The organism is Pseudomonas mangiferae (genome assembly GCF_007109405.1).
Lineage (GTDB): Bacteria > Pseudomonadota > Gammaproteobacteria > Pseudomonadales > Pseudomonadaceae > Pseudomonas_T > Pseudomonas_T mangiferae.
This window is the reverse complement of sequence record NZ_VJOY01000008.1, coordinates 195,041-215,492: the sequence shown is the minus strand read 5'-3', so window position 1 is coordinate 215,492 and position 20,452 is coordinate 195,041. Positions and strand designations below refer to the sequence as shown.

Genomic DNA, 20,452 nt, shown 5'->3' with positions numbered 1-20,452 from the left:
GACTGACCTTCGACCGCTTTCCGGAGTTTCCATGACCCTGCCCGAATCCCGCCCCGCCCACCGTCGCTGGCTGGTGGCGCAGCTCGCCGAGCTGCTCGCCGAACCCCTGGCGGACGTCGAGGCCCTCGCGGACGACGACGACCTGCTGGGCTGCGGGTTGGACTCGATCCGCCTGATGTACCTGCAGGAGCGGCTGCGTGGCCTGGGCTACCCTGCGGACTTCGCCCTGCTGGCCCAGGCGCCCTGCCTGGGTGCCTGGCTCGACTGGCTGGCGCGGACGACCCGGGTGGCGGAAGCGAGGCCCGCCGTCGCGCCGGTCGCCCCCGACCGCCCCTTCGACCTGACGCCGGTGCAGCAGGCCTACTGGCTGGGGCGCAGCGCCGACGAAGTGCTGGGCAACGTCAGCTGCCACGCTTTCCTGGAGTTCCGCAGCCGGGACGTCGACCCGCAGCGCCTGGAGGCGGCGGTGGCGCGGGTGCAGGCGCGCCATCCGATGCTGAGGGCATGCTTCGTCGACGGCGCCCAGCAGGTCCTGGACGCGCCGTCGTTGCCGGCCTTCGTCTGCGTCGACTGGCGCGGGCGTTCGTCCGCCGAGGCCGAGGCGGCGTGGCAGGCGCTATGGGCCCGGTATTCCCACGAATGCCTAGCGGTGGAGCAGGGGCAGGTGTTCCAGCTGGGCCTGGCGCGCCTGCCGGCGGGCGAGGACCGCGTGTGGTTGAGCCTCGACCTGCTGGCGGCGGACGTGGAAAGCCTGCGCCTGCTGTTGGCCGAGCTAGGCCAGGCCTATGCCGCGCCGGAGGACCTGGCGCCGGCGCCGACCCTGCATTTCGCCGACTACCTGGCGCAGCGCCAGGCCGCCCGCCAGGCGGACCGGGCCCGCGCCCGGGCGCATTGGTTCGACCGGCTGGCACAGCTGCCGGATGCGCCCCGCCTGCCCCTGGCCTGCGCGCCCGAGCAGGTGCGTGAGCCGCGCTGGCGGCGGCTGTCCCACCGCCTGGGCGCCGACGAGTGCGCGTGCCTGGAACGCCAGGCGTCGCGCCAGGGGGTGACCCTGTCCAGCGTGTTCGGCTGCGCATTCGCCTGCGTATTGGCGCGCTGGAGCGAGGAACCGGCGTTCCTGCTCAACGTGCCGCTGTTCGACCGCCATGGCGAGCATCCGGACCTGGGGCGGGTGATCGCCGACTTCACCACCCTGGTGCTGCTGGAGTGCCGGGTCGATCCCGAGGCTCCGTTCCAGCAGGCGGTGAGCGCCTTCCAGGGCGGCCTGCACGCCGCCATCGACCATGCCGCGTTCCCGGCCCTGGAGGTGCTGCGGGAGTGCCGGCGCCGGGGCCAGCCTCGCAGCGCGCCGGTGGTGTTCTCCAGCAACCTGGGGGAGGGCGGGTTCGTCCCGGCGGTCTTTTGCGAGGCGTTCGGCGATCTCCACGGCATGCTGTCCCAGACGCCCCAGGTCTGGCTCGACCATCAGCTGTACCGGGTCGGGGACGGCATCCTGCTGGCCTGGGACGCGGTTGAGCAACTGTTCGCCCCCGGGCTGCTGGAGACCCTGTTCGACGCCTACGTGGGACTTCTACAGAACCTGGCGGACAGCGACTGGACGCAACCCGCCTGCCTGCCCCTGCCCTGGGCGCAGCAGGCGCGGCGGGCGGCGCAGAATGCCCTGGCGCCGCTGACCCGGCCCCGCGGGCTGCACGAGGATTTCTTCGCCAGGGCCCGGGCCGAACCCGCTGCCCCGGCGCTGTGGTACCGCGGCCAGGCCATCGGCCGGGGCGAGCTGGCCGAGCAGGCCCTGCGCATCGCCGCCGGCCTGCGCACCGCCGGCATCGGCCTGGGCGATGCGGTGGAAGTGAGCCTGCCCCGCGGGCCCCTGCAGGTGGCGGCGGTGTTCGGTGTGCTGGCGGCTGGCGCCTGCTACGTCCCCGTGGACATCGACCAGCCGCCAGCGCGGCGGCGGCTGATCGAGACGGCGGCTGGTATCCGTGCGGTGCTGGGTGACCAGGGCGACACTGAGGCGGTGCCGCCGCGGCTGGATGTGGAGGCCCTGCTGGCCCATCCGCCCCTGGCGCAGCCGCTGCCGGTGGCGCCCCGGGCCAGCGCCTACGTGATCTACACCTCCGGGTCCACCGGGGTGCCCAAGGGGGTCGAGGTCAGCCACGCCGCTGCGCTTAACACCCTGGACGCGGTGCGCGAGGACCTGGCGCTGGGCGAGGGCGATCGCCTGCTGGCGGTGTCCGCGCTGGATTTCGATCTGTCGGTGTTCGACCTGTTCGGCGTGCTGGGCGCGGGCGCCAGCCTGGTGCTGCCCACCCAGGAGCAGGCCCGGGACGCCGCCGGCTGGGCCCGGGCCATCGCCAGCCACGGCGTGACCCTGTGGAACTCGGCGCCGGCGCTGCTGGAGATGGCCCTCAGCCTGCCGCCGGAGCAGGCCGACTACCGCAGCCTGCGGGCGGTGCTGCTGTCCGGCGACTGGGTGGCGCTGGACCTGCCGGCGCGCCTGCGCCAGCGCTGCCCGTGCCGCTTGCAGGTGCTGGGTGGGGCCACCGAGGCGGGGGTCTGGTCGAACCGCCAGGAGGTGGCCGACGTGCCGTCCCACTGGCGCTCCATCCCCTATGGCCGGCCCTTGCCGGGCCAGGCCTACCGGGTGGTGGACGTCGCGCTGCGGGATGTGCCGGACGGCGTGGTGGGCGAGCTGCTGATCGGTGGCGACAGCCTGGCGCGGGGCTACCGGAACGACCCGGCGCTCACCGCCCGGCGCTTCATCCTCGACGGCCAGGGCCGCTGGTACCGCACCGGCGACCGCGGGCGTTTCTGGGCCGATGGCACCCTGGAGTTCCTCGGCCGGGTCGACCAACAGGTAAAGGTGCGCGGCCAGCGCATCGAACTGGGCGAGGTGGAAGCCGCCCTGGCTGCCCAGCCCGCGGTCGCGGCTGCCTGCGCGGCGGTGCTGGACGGCGAGACGCCCGCCCTGGGGGCGGCCCTGGTGCTGGAGCGGCAGGCCCTGGCCCAACCCCTCCCAGCCTTGCCGGCGCCGGCGCCGCTGGACACCGGCGCGGCGGAAGCGGCGGTCGTGCGCCGGGTGCTGGAGACGCTGCTGGATTCCGACGCGGTGCTCGAGCCAGGACTGCGCCAGCGCTGGGCGCGCTGGCAGGCGGACGCCCCGGATACGCCGCCCCTGGCTCATGCCCTGGACGCCCTGGAGTGGGCGCCGGACGCACCGGACGCCCTCGTCGAGGCGCTGCGCGCGCTGCCGCTGGAAGAGGCGGGCGCGGCCGCGGGCCTGCTGCTGGGCCCTTGGCTGGCGCCCGACGCCATGGCGGCGCGCCTGCCGGATGGCCGCGAGGCGCTGCAGCGGTTGTTCGCCGCACTGCCCCGCCTCGCGACGGGCGCGTCCCTGCGGGTAGCGGTGCTGGACGTACGCGCCGGGTTCTGGCTGGAGGCGGGGCGGGAGGCTCTGTCCCACTCCGGCATCGAGCTGACGTTGCTGGACCGCAACGGCGCCCTGCTGGAACGTGCGGCCGAGGACTTGCCGAGGCGTCCGGCCCTGCAGGTGCTGGCGGAGGGCATGCTGCGCTTGGATGAACTGGGCCGTTTCGACTGCGTCATCAGCTTCGCCGCGCTGCACACCTACCCGGACCCCCGCCAGGGCCTGCGCCTGGCTGCGGCCCTGCTGCGCCCGGGCGGGCGCCTGCTGCTGGCGGACCTGGTCCAGGGGTCGCCCCTGGCGTTGCTGGGCGCGGCGCTGTTGAGCGACGCGCCGCTGCAACTGGCCCCGCCCCAGGCCCTGCTGGACGCCTGCGCGGCGGTCGGCCTGGCGGCCCGCTGTTCCTGGCGCAGCGAACGGGTGCTGCTGCTGGAGGCCGACGCCGTCGGTGCCTTGCCCGGCCCGGCGGCACTTCAGGTCGGCCTGGCCGAGCGCTTGCCGGCGGCCATGCGCCCCGACCACCTCTGGTGCCTCCCGGGGCTCCCGCTGAACGCCAATGGCAAGCTGGACCGGCGCCGCCTGGCGGCCCTGATGAGCGCCGCCCGCGACGTCGTCGTGGCGCCCGCCGCTCCGGCCGACCCCCTGGATGCCCACGAACGGTGCCTCGCCGACTGCTGGGAGCAGGTCCTGCGGCGTCCGGTGCAGCAGCGCGAGGCGAGCTTCTTCAGCCTCGGCGGTGACAGCCTGCTGGCCACCCGCCTGCTGGCCCTGGTGCGCGAGCGCTTCGCGACGCAAGTGGGCATGGCCGACTTCTACCGGCAGCCGACCCTGGCCGGCCTCGCAGCCCTGCTGCGGCGAGCGGCCCCCGCGAGCGCCGCGCCGGTCCGCGACGCGATCCTGGAGGAGGGCGTGCTATGAGCCTGGCGGACCTGCTGGACACCTGCCGTGCGCGTCACATCGAACTGTGGCGGGAGGCGGACTCGCTGCGCTACCGGGCTCCGGCGGGCGCCCTCGACGCGGACCTGGCGACGCGCCTGCGGACCCAGCGCGACGCGCTGCTGGCGCACTTGGCGGATGCCCATGGCTGGCGCGCCGAGCCCGACGCCGCCCACCAGCGCTTCCCCCTCACGCCGGTGCAGGCGGCCTACGTGCTGGGTCGCAACCCGGCCTTCGACTACGGCGGCAACGCCTGCCATCTCTACGTGGAGTACCGCTGGCTGGCGGACACCGACCCGCAGCGCCTGGAAGCGGCCTGGAACGTCCTGGTCGCCCGCCACCCGATGCTGCGGGCGGTGGTGGAGGACAGCGCCTGGCAGCGGGTGCTGCCCGACGTGCCCTGGCAGACCCTGGCGCTGCACGATGGTCGCGACCTGGACGGGCCGGCTTTCGCCGCCCACCTGGACCAGGTGCGCCAGCGCCTCGATCACGCCTGCCCGGCCCTGGACCAGTGGCCGATCCTGCGTCCGGAGCTGAGCCTCGGCCCGGACCGGGCGATCCTGCACTGTTCGGTGGACTTCACCCTGGTGGACTACGCCAGCCTGCAGCTGCTGCTGGGGGAATGGCGGCAGCGCTATGCCCGGCCGGACGAGCCTCCGCAGCCGCTGGAGGCGACCTTCCGCGACTACGTGGCCTTCGAGGGTCGGCGTCGGGCCTCCGCCGCCTGGCAGCGTGACCGCGACTGGTGGCTGCAGCGCCTGCCGGACCTGCCGGGGCGGCCCGACCTGCCGCTTCGCGCCGCGCCGGAGGACCGCGGGCGGTTCCGCCACCTGCACGGCCGCCTCGACCCGGCCACCTGGGAGACCCTCTGCCAGCTCGCCGGCGAATTCGGCCTGAGCCCGGCGGGCGTGGCCCTGGCGGCCTTCGCCGAGGTGGTGGGGCGCTGGAGCCAGGCGCCGACCTTCTGCCTGAACCTGACCGTTCTCGATCGGCCGCCGGTGCACCCGCAGATCGGCGCGGTGCTGGGCGACTTCACCGCCCTCAGCCTGCTGGCGGTGGACGTGCGCGCCGGCGACGGCTTCGCCGAGCGGGCGCGGCGGATCGGTTCGCAGATGTTCGACGACCTCGATCACCGCGCCTTCAGCGGCGTCGAGCTGCTGCGGGAACTGGCGCGCCAGCGGGGGCGCGGCGCCGACCTGATGCCGGTGGTGTTCACCAGCGGTATCGGCAGCGTCCAGCGCCTGCTGGCCAACGCCGAGGCCCGGGTGGACGCCCCCCAGTACATGCTCAGCCAGACACCCCAGGTGTGGCTCGACTGCCAGGTGACCGACCAGTTCGGCGGCCTGGAGATCGGCTGGGACGTCCGCCAGGGGCTGTTCCCCGACGGCCTGCCCGAGGCGATGTTCGCCGCCTACCAGACGCTGTTGCAGCGCCTGGCGGGTGAGCCGGACCTGTGGCGGGCCGGCGCCGTGCTTTTCCCCGAGCCGCCGGTGACGCTGGCGCCGCCCCTCGCCGAGCACCGTCGCGGGATCGCCGACGGCTTCGCCGAACGGGCCCTGCGTACCCCGGATGCCGTGGTGCTGGTGGACCGCGACGGCGAGTATCGCTACCGCGCCGTCGCCCAGCGGGCCGTCGCGGTAGCCGAGGCGTTGGAACGCCTGGGGGTGAGACCCGGCCAGCGGGTCGCGGTGATGCTGCCGAAGAGTGCCGGGCAACTGGTGGCGGTGCTGGGCATCCTGCGCGCCGGCGCCGCCTACGTGCCCCTGGACATCCGCCAGCCGGCCCTGCGCCGCCGCGCCATCCTCGACAGTGCCGGGGCCGCCGCGCTGGTCTGCCTGGACGCCGAGGCCTTCGAGACGCCGCTGCCGCGGCTGGCCCTCGACCGGCTGGCCGCCGACGACCGCTGGCCACCGCCCGCGCCCCGGCCGGTGGCGGCCGACGACCTGGCCTACGTGATCTACACCTCCGGTTCCACCGGTACGCCCAAGGGGGTGATGCTCAGCCATGGCGCCGTACGCAACACCCTGCTGGACATCAACGATCGCTACCGGGTCGGCTCCGACGACGTGTTGCTGGGGCTGGCGGAGCTGAGCTTCGACCTGTCGGTGTACGACTTCTTCGGCGCCACCGCCGCCGGTGCCCGGGTGGTGCTGCCGGACCCCGACCGGGGCAGCGACCCGTCCCACTGGGCCGAGCTGATGGCGCGCCACCGGGTGAGCCTGTGGAATTCGGTGCCGGCCCAGGGGCAGATGCTGATGGACTACCTGGAGCGCGAGCCCGCCCTGGACGTGCCCGGGCCGCGCTGCGTGCTGTGGTCCGGCGACTGGATACCCACCGGGCTGCCGACCCGCTGGTGGCGCCGCTGGCCGGACAGCCGGCTGTTCAGCCTGGGCGGCGCCACCGAGGCGGCCATCTGGTCCATCGAGCAGCCCATCGAACCGGCCCACACCGCGTTGCCCAGCATCCCCTACGGGCGCGCCCTCCGCGGCCAGAGCGTCGAGGCGCTGGACAGCCTGGGCCGGCGCTGCCCGCCCGGCGTGCGGGGGGAAATCCACATCGGCGGGGTCGGGCTGGCGCTGGGCTACGCCGAGGACCCCGCGCGCACCGCCGAGCGCTTCGTCCGCCACCCCGACGGACGCCGGCTGTACCGCACCGGCGACCTGGGCCGTTACCTGGAGGACGGCTCCATCGAATTCCTCGGGCGCCAGGACGACCAGGTGAAGATCCGCGGCCATCGCATCGAACTGGCGGAGGTCGATGCCGCGCTGCTGGCCGGGCCCGGCGTCGCCCAGGCGGCCACGGTGGTGCTGGGGGACGCCCAGGCCCGCAGCCTGGCGAGCTTCGTGGTGCTGCACCCGGTGGACCCGCCGGCCGACGACGGCCTGGAGCCGGTGCGCCAGCAGGCGCGCCAGGCCCTGCCGCAGGACTGGGGCGACCTGGACGCGTTGCGGGCCGCGGTAGCCGCCCTGGACCGCGCCTGCCTGGCCTCCCTGGCCGCCTGGCTGGCGGGAAGCGGCCTGTTCCGCCAGGCGACGCCTCTGACCGAGGAGGAACTGGGCCGGCGCCTGCAGATACCGGCGGAGCGGCAGCGCCTGCTGCGCCACTGGCTGCGACAGTTGGCCGAGGGCGGCTACGTGACCCGTAGCGAGGCGGGATGGATGGCCTGCCCGGACGCTGACCCCATCGCCCCGGACGAGGCCTGGGCGGCCTTCGCCGCCCAGGCGCCCGCGGCGTTCTGGCCGGCCGACCTGGTGGCCTACTTCCGCGACAGCGCCCTGTGCCTGGCGGAGCAACTGGCGGGCCGGGTGACCCCGGCATCGCTGATGTTCCCCCAGGGCTCGACCCACATCGCCGAGGCCATGTACAGCGACGGCCTGCATGCCCGCGCGCTGCACCAGGCCATGGCGGCGGCGGTGGCGACCATCGTCCGGCGCCAGCCGCAGCGCCGCTGGCGCCTCTTGGAACTGGGCGCCGGCACCGCCGCCGCCAGCCGCGCGGTGATCGAGGCCCTGGCGCCCCTGGTGGAGCAGGGCGTCGCGGTGGACTACCTGTTCAGCGACGTTTCCAGCTACTTCCTGGCGGCGGCCCGCACGCGCTTCGCCGCCCATCCCTGGGTGCGCTTCCTGCGTTTTGACCTGAACGCCGACCCGCTGGCCCAGGGCGTGGCGCCCCATTCGGTGGACCTGCTGCTCAGCTCCGGTGCCCTCAACAACGCCCTGGACACGCCGCACCTGCTTCAGGGGCTGCGGCGGCTGCTGGGGGCGGATGCCTGGCTGGTGATCCAGGAACTGACCCGCGAGCACAACGAGATCGGCATCAGCCAGAGCCTGATGATGGAAAACCCCCGGGACCTGCGGCAGCGGCAGGACACCCTGTTCGTCCACCGCGACCAGTGGCTGGCGTGGCTCGGGCAGGCGCCCGGCGACCGGGCCGTCGCCCTGGCGGAGCCGGGCAGCGCCCTCGACCTGCTGGGCTACGATGTCCTGCTGGCGCGCTGCAAGACCGACCAGGCGCCCCTGGACCTGCCGGCCCTCACCGGCTTCCTGGAGACCCGCCTGCCGTCCTACATGCTGCCTGCCCAGGTGCGGGCCCTGGAGGCGCTGCCGGTCACCGCCAACGGCAAGGTGGACCGCCGGACCCTGGCAGAGATCGCCCAGCTGCGGGAGCCGTCGCCGCCGCGTGGGCGCCGTGACGCTCACGCGCCGGACAGCCTGGAGGCCGCCCTGGTGGCGCTCTGGGAACAGGTGCTGGACCGAAGCGGGCTGGACGCCGAGCAGGACTTCTTCGCCGCGGGCGGCGACTCGCTGCTGATCGCCCAGTTGATCGCCCGGCTGCGGGAAAGCCAGCCCCTGGCGCGCCCGCATCCCTTCGACCGCCTGCTGCGCTGGGCCCTAAGCCAGCCGACCCCGGCCGCCCTGGCCCGGCGCCTGCGGGAGGCGGAGACGGCGGTCGCCGATGTGCCCGTCGCCCCGCCCACGGCGGGCACGGCGCCCGCCGGCCGGCCGCGAACAGCGAAGGTGCGCGCGCCCTGTGGGGCAGGGCGGTGCCTCGGCGACCCCCTGGTGACCCTGGTGCCGGGGAGCGGCATCCCGCGGGTGTTGGTCCACGAGGGCCTCGGCACGCTGCTGGCCTACCGTCCGCTGCAGGAGGCCCTGGGCCGCGAGCGTCCGCTGCTGGGCCTGGCCGTGCACGACAGCCAGGCCTACCTGGACACGCCGGCCGCGCACCTCAACGCCGCCCTGGGCCGGCATTACGCCGAGGCCCTGTGGCGGGCCGGCCACCGCCAGCTGGACCTGCTGGGCTATTGCTCGGGCGGGCTGCTGGCCCTGGAAACCGCCAAGGCGCTGGTGCAGCGCGGCGTACGGGTGCGCGGCCTGGACATCGTCTCCAGCTACCGCATTCCCTACCGCATCGACGATGAGCGCCTAGTCCTCTACACCTTCGCCGCGACCCTGGGCCTGGCCACCGAGCCCCTGGGCTTCCCTCGTGCCGAACGCCTGGGCGAAGCCCTGGCCTCGGCACTGGCCCGGACGCCCGGGCACCTGGGCGAATCGGCGCTACGCGATGCCCTGGCGGACCTGGGCGAGCCGCTGGCGCCCCTGGAGGACGTGGAGGCCCTGCGCCAGCGGGTGCTGGCCGCGGCCTGCGCCGGCGGGCAGCCGCTGGAGGCCCGGGAGACGCTCTACCGGGTGTTCGCCCATTCGGTGTGGGCCAGCCAGTACGCCGAGACGACCCCCTACATCGGCGCGCTCCGGCTGTTCATCCCCGAACGGGGCAGCCCGTTGATCCCCCACCACCGCAGCGCCCTGCAGGACGACTGGCAGGCGCGGGCCCTCGCCGGCTGCACCGCGCAAGCCGTGCCCGGCGGGCATTTCGATTGCCTGGGGCCGGCCCTCGCCGCCCATCTGCTGAAGGAGTCCCGGCCATGAGTCGCGCCCGTTCCGTCGTGGTCGCCGGGTCCCGGTTCGGCCAGTTCTATGCCGCCGGGGTAGCGGCCGATCCGCGCTTCGTCCTGGGTGGCCTGCTCGGCCAGGGCAGCCGGCGCAGCCAGGCCCTGGCGGCTCGCCTGGACGTGCCGCTCTGGCTCGACGTCGAGGCGCTGCCCGAGGGCCTGGAGCGGGCCTGCGTCGCGGTGGGCGGCGCGGCCCGCGGCGAGCAGGGCCCGGCCCTGGCCGAGGCGCTGATGGCCCGTGGCCTCGACGTAGTGATCGAACACCCGCTGCTGCCCCGGGAGTGGCAGGACCTGCTGCGCAGCGCCGCGCGCCTGGGACGGCGCTGCCTGCTCAATACCTTCTACCCGCACCTGCCGGCAGTCGCCCGCTTCATCGAGGTGGGACGGCAGTTGCAGCGGACGCGAGGCATCCGCCACGTCGACCTGGCCTGCGGGGTGCAGGTGGGCTTCGCCGCCCTGGACATCGTCGCCGCGCTGCTGGAGGGCGTCGGCCCCTGGTCCGTGGAGGACGAGCGGCCCTCGGCATCGCCGTTGCACGAGGTCGCCCTGGTGATGGCGGGCGTGCCGGTGTCGCTGCGGGTGCTCAACGAACTGGCGCCCGCCGACGACGGCCGCATGACGCTCCTGCAGCGCATCGACCTGACCACCGACCGCGGCACCTGGACCCTGGCCAGCCCCCATGGGCCGCTGCTGTGGACGCCGGCGCTGGCGGTGCCGCAGGAGGATGCCGAGGGGCTCTACCCGCTGTTCGGCGACGAGTCCGACGCTGCCGAGGCGGTGCCCGCCGTGCAGGCCTGGCACGGGGACGAGACCGACTGGGCGACCCTGCACCGACGGACCTGGCCGGCCGCGGCCGCCGACGCCCTGGCGCTGCTGGACGATGCCGACGCGGTGGACCGCTGCAACCAGCGCAGCCTGGACCTGATGCCCCTCTGGCAGGTGCTGGGCGAGCGCCTGGGCTTTCCCGACCTGCCGCCGTCGGACCTGCGCCCCGCGCGCCTGGAGACGCTGCTGGAGGCGTCCCGGTGAGGGCGGCCCTGGGCACGGTGCTGCGACCGTACCGGGGCCGGCTGGCCCTGGCCATGGGGCTGCAGGCGGTGGCCGGCCTGTGTTCGCTGCTGCCCTGGCTGGCCCTGGCGGCACTCGCCGGTCCGCTGGCCCGGGGCGAGCCGCTGGCCCCGGGGTGGATCGCCATGATCCTGCTGGGGGTGCTGGCCTGGCTGGGTGGCCAGGCCCTGGCCGCCCACGTCGCCCACGGGGTCGATGCCGACCTCTGCGACACCCTGCGTCGGCGCCTGCTGGCCCACCTGCAGCGCCTGCCCCTGGCCTGGTTCATGGGCCGCGGCGGCGACGGTGTGGCGCGGCTGGTGGAGCAGGACGTGCGCGCCCTGCACCAACTGGTGGCCCATGCCCCCACCGACGTCGCCCAGCTGCTGGTGGTGCCCCTGGCGGTACTGGGCTGCCTGGCCTGGCTGGACCCGGCCCTGGCGGTGTTCGCCCTGGTGCCGCCGCTGCTGGCCCTGGCCGGGTTCGCCTGGCTGCGCTCGGCGCGCTACCGGCCGGTGTTCGCCCAGCGCGACGCGGCCCTGGAACGGCTGTCCGGCGACTACGGGGAGTTCGCCCACGACCCGCTGCTGGCCCGGCAGTACCCGGGCGGCGGCCTGCAGGCGCGGGTGGAGGCCTCGGCGGGTGCCTTCGAGGCGGCGTTCGGCGCCTGGGTGGGGCGGGTCGGGCACCTGGGGGCGCTGATCCAGGTACTCCTGGGAACGCCCTGGCTGCTGGCCTGGGTAGCGCTGGGCGCGCTGTGCTGGCCGGGCGGCCTGTCGCCGGCCGGGGCGCCGACCCTGGGCGCGCTCTGCGCCTTCTTCCTGCTGGTACGCGCCCTGGCCGCACCGGTCCAGGCCCTGGGCCACGGCGGCGATGCCCTGCTGGCGGCCCGGGCGGCCGCCCAGCGCCTGCAGGCGGTACTGGACCTGCCGCCCCTGGCGGAAGGCCGCTCCACCGCGGAACCCCGGGACGCGACCCTGGCGGTACGCGGCCTGGCGTTCGCCCATGACGGCCAGCCGGTGCTGGCGGACGTCGACTTCGACCTGGCGCCGGGCACCACCACGGCGCTGGTGGGCCGTTCCGGAAGCGGCAAGACCACGCTGCTGCACCTGCTGGCCCGCTACATGGACCCGGACGCCGGATCGATCCATCTGGGCGGGGTGGAACTGCGGGATCTGCCCGCCAATGTGCTGCACCGGCACCTGGCGGTGGTGCTCCAACAGGCCCCGCCATTGGCGGTGTCCCTGGCGGAAAACATCGCGCTGTTCGACCCGGGGGCGTCGCTGGCGCGCATCCGCGAGGCGGCCCGGGCGGCCTGCCTGGACAGCCGCATCCTGGCGCTGCCGCAGGGCTACGCCAGCGTGCCGGGCCGTGACCTGGCGCTGTCCGGCGGCGAGGCCCAGCGCCTGGCCCTGGCCCGGGCGCTGCTGTCGCCGGCGCCGCTGTTGCTGCTGGACGAGCCCACCTCGGCCCTCGACCCGCAGACCGCGCAGGCCCTGCACCGGGCGATGCGCGAGAGCGGTGCCGGCCGCACCCGGCTGATCGTTGCCCACCAACTGGCTGGCATCGTCGACGCCGAGCAGATCCTGGTGCTGGAGGCCGGGCGGATCGTCGAACGCGGCCGCCACGCCGACCTGCTGGCTGCCGACGGCCTGTACGCCCGGCTGTGGCGGGACCAGCAGGGGTCGGCGGGAGAACGCCCATGACGGGCCTCGACCGTCTGCGGTCGTTGCCGGCCGACAGCCGCCGCCTGTTGCGCCGGGCCCTGGGGTGGAGCGCCTTGGCGGCGGTGCTGGACGGCCTGTGCGGCCTGGCCCTGGTGCCGCTGGTGCTGGCCTGGGCCCACGCGGCGCCGACCCTGGGCGGGACACTTGCGTTGTTGCTGGGCCTGACCCTGCTCCAAGCCGCGGTGCTCTATGGCGCCCTGCGCGCCGGCTACCGCGCGGGCGGTGGCCTGGCGGCGGACGCGGTGCGCGGCCTGGTGCGCCACCTGCCCCGGCTGGCGCCACCCCGGGTGCGGGCGGTGGCCGCACCGGAAGGGCTGCTGCGCGGCCCGGTGTTGCAGAGCATGGGCCTGCCGGCGCACCTGCTGGGTCCGCTGGTGGCTGCCCTGGTGACCCCGCTCACGGTGCTGGCCGGCCTGGCCTGGATCGACCCGTGGATCGCCGCCGGCCTGCTGCTCATGGCCCTGCCCATGGCCCTGGCGCTGCGGGCCGGCGCCCGCCATACCCGTGCCAGCGAGGCTGCCCGCAACGCCGCCGAGCACCGCGTCGCGGAGCAGGTCCGCGCCTTCGCCGAGCACCAGGCCCTGCTGCGCGCGGCGGGCCGGGCCAGCGCCGCCCATGACCGGCTGGACCAGGCCCTGCACGACCTGCATCGGCAGACCCGACACTTACTGCGACGCTCGCTGCCCGCCGGGCTGGCGCTGTCCGCCAGCGTCCAGGGGGCCTTTGCCCTGGTGTTGCTGGCAGGCCTGTGGGCGGTGCAGCACCAGGCCCTGGACGGCCCGCGCCTGGTGGCGGTGCTGATCCTGCTGGCGCGCTTCCTCGAACCGCTGTCCCAGCTGACCCACCTGGACCAGGCCCTGCGCAGCGCCTGGCGGGCCCTGGACACCTGGCTGGCGGTGTTGCGCCTGCCGCCCCTGACAAGCCCGGCCCAGGGCGGGCAGCCGGTGGACGCCGGACTGACCGCCACCCGCCTGGGCTATGCAGGAGAGGGGGCGGACGACCTGCTGGCGGAGGTGGACCTGCGGGTGCCGGCCGGCTCCCTGGTGGCCATCGTCGGGCCCTCCGGAGCCGGCAAGAGCACCTTGCTGGCCCTGCTGGGCCGGTCGTTCGACCCGGACCGCGGCGCGGTCAGCCTAGGGGGTGTCGACCTGCGGCAGCTCAGCGAAACCACCCTGGCGGCGAGCCGCAACCTGGTGTTCCAGGACAACCACCTGTTCCACGGCAGCGTCGCCTGGAACCTGCGCATGGCCCGGCCGGAGGCGGACGAGGCCGCGCTGCGGGCGGCGGCGGAGCAGGCGGGGCTGGCCCCCGACCTGGCCGGCTGGCCGGATGGCTGGGACACCGAGGTGGGGCCCGGCGGGCAGCGCCTGTCCGGCGGCCAGCGGCAGCGGATCTGCCTGGCCCGCGCCCTTCTCTCGCCAGCACCGCTGCTGTTGCTGGACGAGCCCACCGCCAGCCTCGATGCCGCGGCCGAGGCGCGGGTGCTGGACAGCCTGGCGGCGCTGCGGGGGCGGCGCACGGTGATCGTGGTGACCCACCGGCCGGCCCTGGCGCGGCTGGCGGACCAGGTGATGGTGCTGGAGGGCGGGCGTGTCCGGGCGGTTGGCGCCGATTCGCTGCTGCGTCAGCGGGACGCCTGGTACGCCGCCTTCGTCGCCGCGGACGCCGAGGCCGCGCCGATGTTCCCGCATCGGTCGGCCATCGATAGAGAAAGGTCCGGGATCGAAAGTGAGGCCGATCCGCTTCGTTCACAATGATAAGCATTATCAAATGCCATTTTGTACGAGGCCCTCGCGTGAAGACTGCCGTTCCGTTCCGCTCGCCGTTGTCCTGCCCGCCCCACGCCGGGCGCCGTCCTTCCCGCCTGGGCCTGGGGGTGCTGCTGGCCCTCTGTCCCCTGGCGAGTGCCGTCGCCGACGCCGGCTCGGCCCCCACCGAACTGCCTGCCACGCTGGTCAGCAGCGACCGCCGCGGCGAGGCGGATGCGGACGCACCGTCCGCTGCCCGTAGCCTGAGCAAGCTGGGCTTGACGCCCCGGGAAATGCCCCAGTCGGTGAGCAGCATCGAGCGGGAGCGGCTGGACCAGCAGAACCTGTTCAGCCTGGAAGAGGCCCTGCAGCAGGCCACCGGCGTCACCGTCCAGCCGTTCCAGCTGCTGACCACCGGCTACTACGTGCGGGGCTTCAAGGTGGATGCCTTCGAGCTGGACGGCGTGCCGCTGCCCCTGGGGGACACTGCCGCGCCGCCCCAGGACATGGCGGTCTACGAGCGGGTGGAAATCCTCCGCGGCGCCAACGGCCTGCTGCACGGCACCGGCAACCCGGCGGCCACCGTCAACCTGGTGCGCAAGCGCCCGCAGCGGGCCTTCGCCGCCAGCACCACTCTCAGCGCCGGGCGTTGGGACCGCTACCGCGGCGAGGTGGATGTGGGCGGGCCGCTGACCGACAGCGGCAACGTGCGCGGGCGCGCGGTGGCCGCCTACGAGGACCGCGACTATTTCTACGACATCGGCGACCAGGACACCCGCCTGCTCTACGGCACCACCGAGTTCGACCTGACCCCGGACACCCTGCTCAGCGTAGGCGCCCAGTACCAGCACATCGACTCGGTGACCAACATGGCCGGGGTGCCCATGGGCCGTGACGGCTCGGACCTGGGCCTTTCCCGGGACACCTACCTGGACGTGGACTGGGACCGCTTCGTGTGGGACACCTACCGGGTGTTCGGCGCCCTGGAGCAGCAACTGGCCGGCGGCTGGAAGGGCAAGGTCAGCGCCGAGTACCAGGACAGCGACTCGCATATGCGCTACGCCGGCGCCTATGGCGCCATCGACCCGCAGACCGGCGACGGCGGCATGCTGATGAGCGCCGCGTACAGGTTCAAGAACATCCAGCGCAGCCTCGACGCGAACCTGAACGGCCCGCTGCACCTGTTCGGCCTCGACCACGAACTGCTGGGCGGCGTCAGCTACGCCCAGGGCGAGACCCGCCAGGAAAGCGCCTCCCCGCGCACGCCGCTGAACGTGCCGATCAACGTCTACCGCTGGGACCCCCACGGCGTGCCGCGCCCGGCGTTCGGCCCCTACACCTCGCCGGGGACCACCACCACGACCCAGAAGGGCCTCTATGCCCTGGGCCGGATCAAGCTGATGGAGCCCCTGACCCTGGTGCTGGGCGGCCGCGAGAGCTGGTGGGAACAGGACACCCCGAGTCGCGACTTCAAGCCCGGGCGGCAATTCACCCCCTATGGCGGGCTGATCTGGGACTTCGCCGAGGGCTGGTCCTGGTACGCCAGCTACGCCGAGGTCTACCAGCCCCAGGACCGCCAGACCTGGAGCGGCGAGCCCCTGGCCCCGGTGGAGGGCAAGAGTTACGAGAGCGGGGTGAAGACCGAACTGGCGGGCGGCGCGCTGAACGTCTCACTGGCGGCCTTCCGCATCGACCTGGAGAACAATCCCCAGGTGGACCCCGACCATCCCGGCGCCGGGCCCACCACCTACTACGTGAGCGGCGGCAAGGTGCGCAGCGAGGGCTTCGAGCTGGAGGGCACCGGCTACGTGACCCCGGACTGGAGCCTGTCCGCCGGCTACACCTACACCACCACCGAGTACCTCAAGGACAGCGTGGCCGCCTCGGGCAGCCGCTACTCCAGCTTCACCCCGCGGCACATGCTGCGCCTGTGGAGCCATTACGACCTGCCCTGGCAGGACCGCCGCTGGAGCGTCGGCGCCGGGGTCCAGGCCCAGAGCGACTACAGCGTCGACTACCGCGACGTGACCCTGCGCCAGGGCGGCTACGCCCTGGTCAACCTGAGCCTGGGCTACCGGGTGGACGCCCACTGGAGCGTGGCGGCCAACGTCGGCAACCTGTTCGACCGCACCTACTACCAGAGCCTGTCCAACCCCGGCTGGAACAACCGCTACGGCGAACCGCGCAACCTGACCCTCAGCCTGCGGGGCCGCTTCTGATGCGCTCCGCGCTGGCAGGTGCCGCCCTGGCGCTGGCAGGCAGCCTGGGCAGCGCGGTCCTCGGCGCCTGGTGGCTGGCCCGCGACCTGCCCCTGACGCAGCCGCTGGAGCGTCTCTACGCTGCGATCTTCCTGGCCCTGGCCGGCGGCACGGCGTCGCTGGTCTGGTCAGGGCTGGGACGCAGCCCGGCGTCGATGGCCTGGCGCGCCTGCGCCTGGCTGCCGGCGCTGGCCCTCGGCCTCTGGCTGGACGCCTGAGGTGGGGCTCGACCGCGCGCGGCTGGGCCTGCTTCACGGCAGCGCCGGGGCGGCGTTCGGCGTGCTGCTCTGGATGGTGCTGTTCAGCGGCGCCTGGAGCCTGGGCTACGCATCGCTGCAGGACTGGGCGCAGCCGCCGGCGGGGGCTGCCGCGGACCTGCTGCCCCTGGAGCGGCTGCTGGCGCGGGCGACCGGGCAGACCGCGGGCCTCGACGAACTGAGCCTGATCCTGCCCAGCGCCGCCCGGCCGACATTGGACATCTGCACCGGCCGCGAGGGCTGCCCGTGGCGCCTGGATGCCCGGGACGGTCGACCCCTGGATACGCTTTCCGCCCTGGACCTGCCGAGGCGCCTGCACAAGACCGCCTTCATGGGCTTTCCCGGGCGGGTACTGGTGAGCCTGTTCGGCCTTCTGCTGCTGGTGATGGTCCTCAGCGGCCTGCTGCTGCAGCGCCGGCGCCTAGCCAGCCTGGTACGGCTGCGGGGCGCGGGGCGCGCGCGGGTGCTGCACGGCCTGCTGGGCGGCTGGAGCCTGCCCTGGCTGGTGCTATTCGGCGTCACCGGTGCGCTGTCCGGGCTGGGCGCCCTGGGCACGCTGCTGCTGGCGCCGGTGGTCTACCCGCAGCAGCCCCAACGGGTTTTCGCCGAGCTGATGGCGCCCCTGCCGCCGCCCGCCCGCGGCGAACCGGCGGCGCAGCGGGTGGACCTGGACGAGCTGCTGCGCCGGGACGCCGCGCGGGTGCCGGGTTTCCTGCCCCGGGAGGTGCGCCTGCACCATGCCGGGGACGCTGGCGCCAGCGTGGAGATCGCTGGCTTCACCCTGGGTGTGCCCAGCACGCCGCTCTTCGAGCGCCACCTGTATCGCGCCGATGGCACCTGGCTGACGGATGCCACTGCCCGCAGCCGTGGCGCCTGGGTGCGGGCGTTCATCGCCGTGCAGCCGCTGCACTTCGCCCGCTATGACTGGCTGGGCGGGTGGTCGGGGCTGCTGGCCGGCCTGCACCTGGCCATGGGCCTGGCGGCCTGTGCCCTGGTGGCCAGCGGCCTGTGGCTCTGGCTGCAGCGCCGGCAGGGTGAGCGCCGGGCCCGCTGGCTCGCCCGCCTGGCCCTGGGGCTGGACGGCGGCCTGCTGCTGGCGACGGCCGGGTTGCTGCTGGCCGTTCAGCTGCAGGTGCGGGGCTGGCTGCCGGACGCGGTGCCCGGGCGCGTCTTCCTCGGCCTCTGGGGCGCCAGCCTGGCGCTGCCTTGGTGCGTGCCGCTGCGCAGCTGTTGCCGCGCGGGCGCAGCGCTGACCGCACTGGCCTGCATGCTGGCGGCCGCCTCGCACCTGCTGGCCCAGGCCGGGCAGGGCGGGGCCGTCGCCTGGCCGGTGGATCTGTCGCTGCTGCTGGCCGGCCTCGCCTGTACCGGTCTCGCCTGGCGTACCGGTCATTCGCCCGGCGCCGCTTCCCCTTTTTCCATTCCCGTTGGAGATCGTCATGCGTGAGCTGTTTCGTCACCGTCGCCTGGTCGTGGTCCTGGCGCTGCTGTACCTGTCCCAGGGCATTCCCATCGGCCTCGCCATGGATGCGCTGCCGACCCTGTTGCGCCATGCGGGCGCGCCGCTGCAGGCGCTGGCGTTCCTGCCCCTGGTGGGGCTGCCCTGGGTGGCGAAGTTCCTCTGGGCGCCGCTGGTGGACAACCATGGCGGCGCGCGCCTGGGCCGCCGACGCAGCTGGATCGTGCCGATGCAGGGGGTGGTGATCGCCTGCCTGCTGGCCCTGGCGGCCCTCGGCCTCGCGGATGGTGGCGCCTGGGCCGTGGGCCTGCTGGCCCTGGCGTCCCTGGCCAGCGCGACCCAGGACATTGCCACCGACGGCATGGCCGCCGAACACTTCGAGGGCGACCTGCTGGCACGGGTCAACGCCATTCAGGTGGCCGGGGTGATGGTGGGGTTCTTCGCCGGCGGCGCCGGCGGGCTGTACCTCGCCGGGCAGTTCGGCCCGCGGGTGGCGGTCCTCGCGCTGCTGGCGGTGCCGCTGCTGAGCCTGGCCGGGGTGCTTGCTCTGGGTCGCCCCGATGCCCGCAAGCGCCCGCTCGTGGCGGCGCCACGGGCCAGCCTGGCGCGTTTCCTGCGGCGGCCGCTGGCGCCGTCGCTGCTGGCTCTTGCCCTGCTGTCGGCGATGACCGCGGTGTCCGGCTTCGGCCTTTTCAAGCTGTACCTGAACGACGCCGGCTGGGCTCTGGAAGACATCGGCCGCCTGGGCATGGCCGGTGGCGTGCTGACGGTGGTGCTGGGCTGCGGCGGTGGCGCCTGGCTGGTGCGACGGCTGGGAACCTGGCGCAGCTTCGCCCTGGGCGCGGCCCTGGCCGGCGCCTCGGCCGCCCTCTGGTACGGCCAGGCGGCCGGGCTCTGGCCGCTGCGGGTGGAGCTGGCCTGGGGCGGGGTGTTGCTGGGTGCCCTGGCCACCGGCATCACTTCGGTGGCGATCCTCACTGCCGCCATGGGCTTCGCCGGCCGCGGCGACCAGGCCGGCACCGACGTGACCGCGGTGCAGAGCACCCGCGACCTGGGGGAGATGCTGGCGTCGTCGCTGCTGGTGTCCCTCACCGCGCAGATCGGCTACGCCGGCGGGTTCCTCGCCGGCGTGGCGCTGGCGGTGCTGGCGGTCGCCGTGGCCTGGCGCCTGCAGCAGCGGGCCGGCGCTTTGGTCGTGACCTGAGCGTCAGTCGCCGGTGGCCACCGGGCGCGAGGGGTCGGTGATCCATTCGCTCCAGGACCCGGCATAGAGCGGCACCAGGGGGTAGCCGGCGAGGCCCAGGGCGAACAGGTTGTGGCAGGCGGTCACCCCGGAGCCGCAGTAGGCCACCACGTCCTGGGCGGGACGGTCGCCGATCAGCGCGGCGAAGCGCTGGCGCAGGGCGTCGGCGGGCAGGAAGCGGCCATCGGCGCCGAGGTTGTCGGTGAAGGCGGCGCACTGGGCACCGGGGATGTGGCCGGCCACCGGGTCCAGGGGCTCCACGTCGCCGCGAAAGCGCGGCTTGGCGCGGGCATCCAGCAGGGTCAGGTTCTCCTCGCCCAGGCGCTGCCGAAGCCCTGCGGCGTCCAGCACCAGGCTGGCGTCCGGGCGCCCCTCGAAGTCACCGGGGGTCACGGCCGGCTGCTTCTCCCGCTGCAGTGGCAGGCCGGCGTCGCGCCAGGCGGCGAAGCCGCCATCCAGCAGATACACTCCGTCGCGCTTGCCCAGCCAGGCCAGCAACCACCAGGCCCGGGCGGCGAAGGCGCCGGGGCCGTCGTCGTAGAGGATCACCTGGCTGTCGTCATCGAGGCCCCAGCGGCGCAGGGTCTGTGCCAGGCGGTCCGGGTCGGGCAGCGGGTGGCGGCCGGTGACCCCCGGCTGGATCGGCCCCGACAGGTCCCGTTCCAGGTCGGCGAAGTGGGCCCCGGGCAGGTGGCCCTCGGCGTACTGGCGCTGGCCCTGGGCGGGGTCGTCCAGGGCGAAGCGGCAATCCAGGATCAGCAGCCCGGGCGCGTCGAGACGAGCGTGCAGGGTGGCGGAGTCGATCAGGCGGGCGTGGCTCATGGCGGGTTCCAGGTGCGAACGGGATGTCCGCATCATAGGCGTGCTTCGCCCTCGCGTCGCGCCGCCCGGCCAGCCAGGCCCG

The 20,452-nt window shown here is 74.5% G+C and carries 9 protein-coding genes and 1 pseudogene; 9 read left to right on the top strand and 1 reads right to left on the bottom strand.

Annotated elements, in window-relative coordinates:
- Window positions 1-31 precede the first annotated feature (31 nt).
- From FM069_RS13190 to FM069_RS13150, 9 genes and pseudogenes are all read left to right on the top strand, one after another.
- Entirely contained in the window at window positions 32-4,339 is a 4,308-nt protein-coding gene (locus FM069_RS13190; protein WP_143488816.1) for a non-ribosomal peptide synthetase, read from the top strand.
- Window positions 4,336-9,786, top strand: coding sequence for a non-ribosomal peptide synthetase (locus FM069_RS13185; RefSeq protein WP_143488815.1), 5,451 nt, complete (start codon window positions 4,336-4,338; stop codon window positions 9,784-9,786). The genes FM069_RS13190 and FM069_RS13185 overlap by 4 nt, the downstream gene beginning before the upstream one ends.
- Complete coding sequence (locus tag FM069_RS13180; protein WP_143488814.1) at window positions 9,783-10,838, top strand: Gfo/Idh/MocA family oxidoreductase; 1,056 nt, start codon at window positions 9,783-9,785, stop codon at window positions 10,836-10,838. Before FM069_RS13185 ends, FM069_RS13180 begins: the two co-directional genes overlap by 4 nt.
- Window positions 10,835-12,562, top strand: a complete 1,728-nt coding sequence (locus FM069_RS13175) for an ABC transporter ATP-binding protein (RefSeq protein WP_407681585.1) — start codon at window positions 10,835-10,837, stop codon at window positions 12,560-12,562. The genes FM069_RS13180 and FM069_RS13175 overlap by 4 nt, the downstream gene beginning before the upstream one ends.
- Window positions 12,559-14,340: an ATP-binding cassette domain-containing protein gene (locus FM069_RS13170; RefSeq protein ID WP_143488813.1), complete on the top strand. Its 1,782-nt coding sequence runs from the start codon at window positions 12,559-12,561 to the stop codon at window positions 14,338-14,340. Before FM069_RS13175 ends, FM069_RS13170 begins: the two co-directional genes overlap by 4 nt.
- A 260-nt stretch (window positions 14,341-14,600) precedes the next feature.
- Window positions 14,601-16,550: pseudogene (locus FM069_RS13165) on the top strand (TonB-dependent siderophore receptor); the annotation flags it as partial.
- A complete protein-coding gene (locus FM069_RS13160) occupies window positions 16,550-16,807 on the top strand; it encodes a protein fptB (RefSeq protein WP_143488811.1) in 258 nt (85 codons plus the stop codon). The pseudogene FM069_RS13165 and the gene FM069_RS13160, both read left to right, overlap by 1 nt.
- 1 nt (window position 16,808) lies before the next feature.
- On the top strand, window positions 16,809-18,293 hold the full coding sequence (locus FM069_RS13155) for a PepSY-associated TM helix domain-containing protein (RefSeq protein ID WP_233282033.1): 1,485 nt from the start codon (window positions 16,809-16,811) through the stop codon (window positions 18,291-18,293).
- Window positions 18,286-19,509 (top strand): RhtX/FptX family siderophore transporter, encoded by a 1,224-nt coding sequence (locus FM069_RS13150; RefSeq protein ID WP_143488810.1) that lies wholly within the window; start codon window positions 18,286-18,288, stop codon window positions 19,507-19,509. The genes FM069_RS13155 and FM069_RS13150 overlap by 8 nt, the downstream gene beginning before the upstream one ends.
- 3 nt (window positions 19,510-19,512) lie before the next feature.
- Here FM069_RS13150 and FM069_RS13145 read toward each other — a convergent pair whose 3' ends face one another.
- Window positions 19,513-20,370 (bottom strand): sulfurtransferase, encoded by an 858-nt coding sequence (locus FM069_RS13145; RefSeq protein WP_143488809.1) that lies wholly within the window; start codon window positions 20,368-20,370, stop codon window positions 19,513-19,515.
- Window positions 20,371-20,452: the final 82 nt, after the last annotated feature.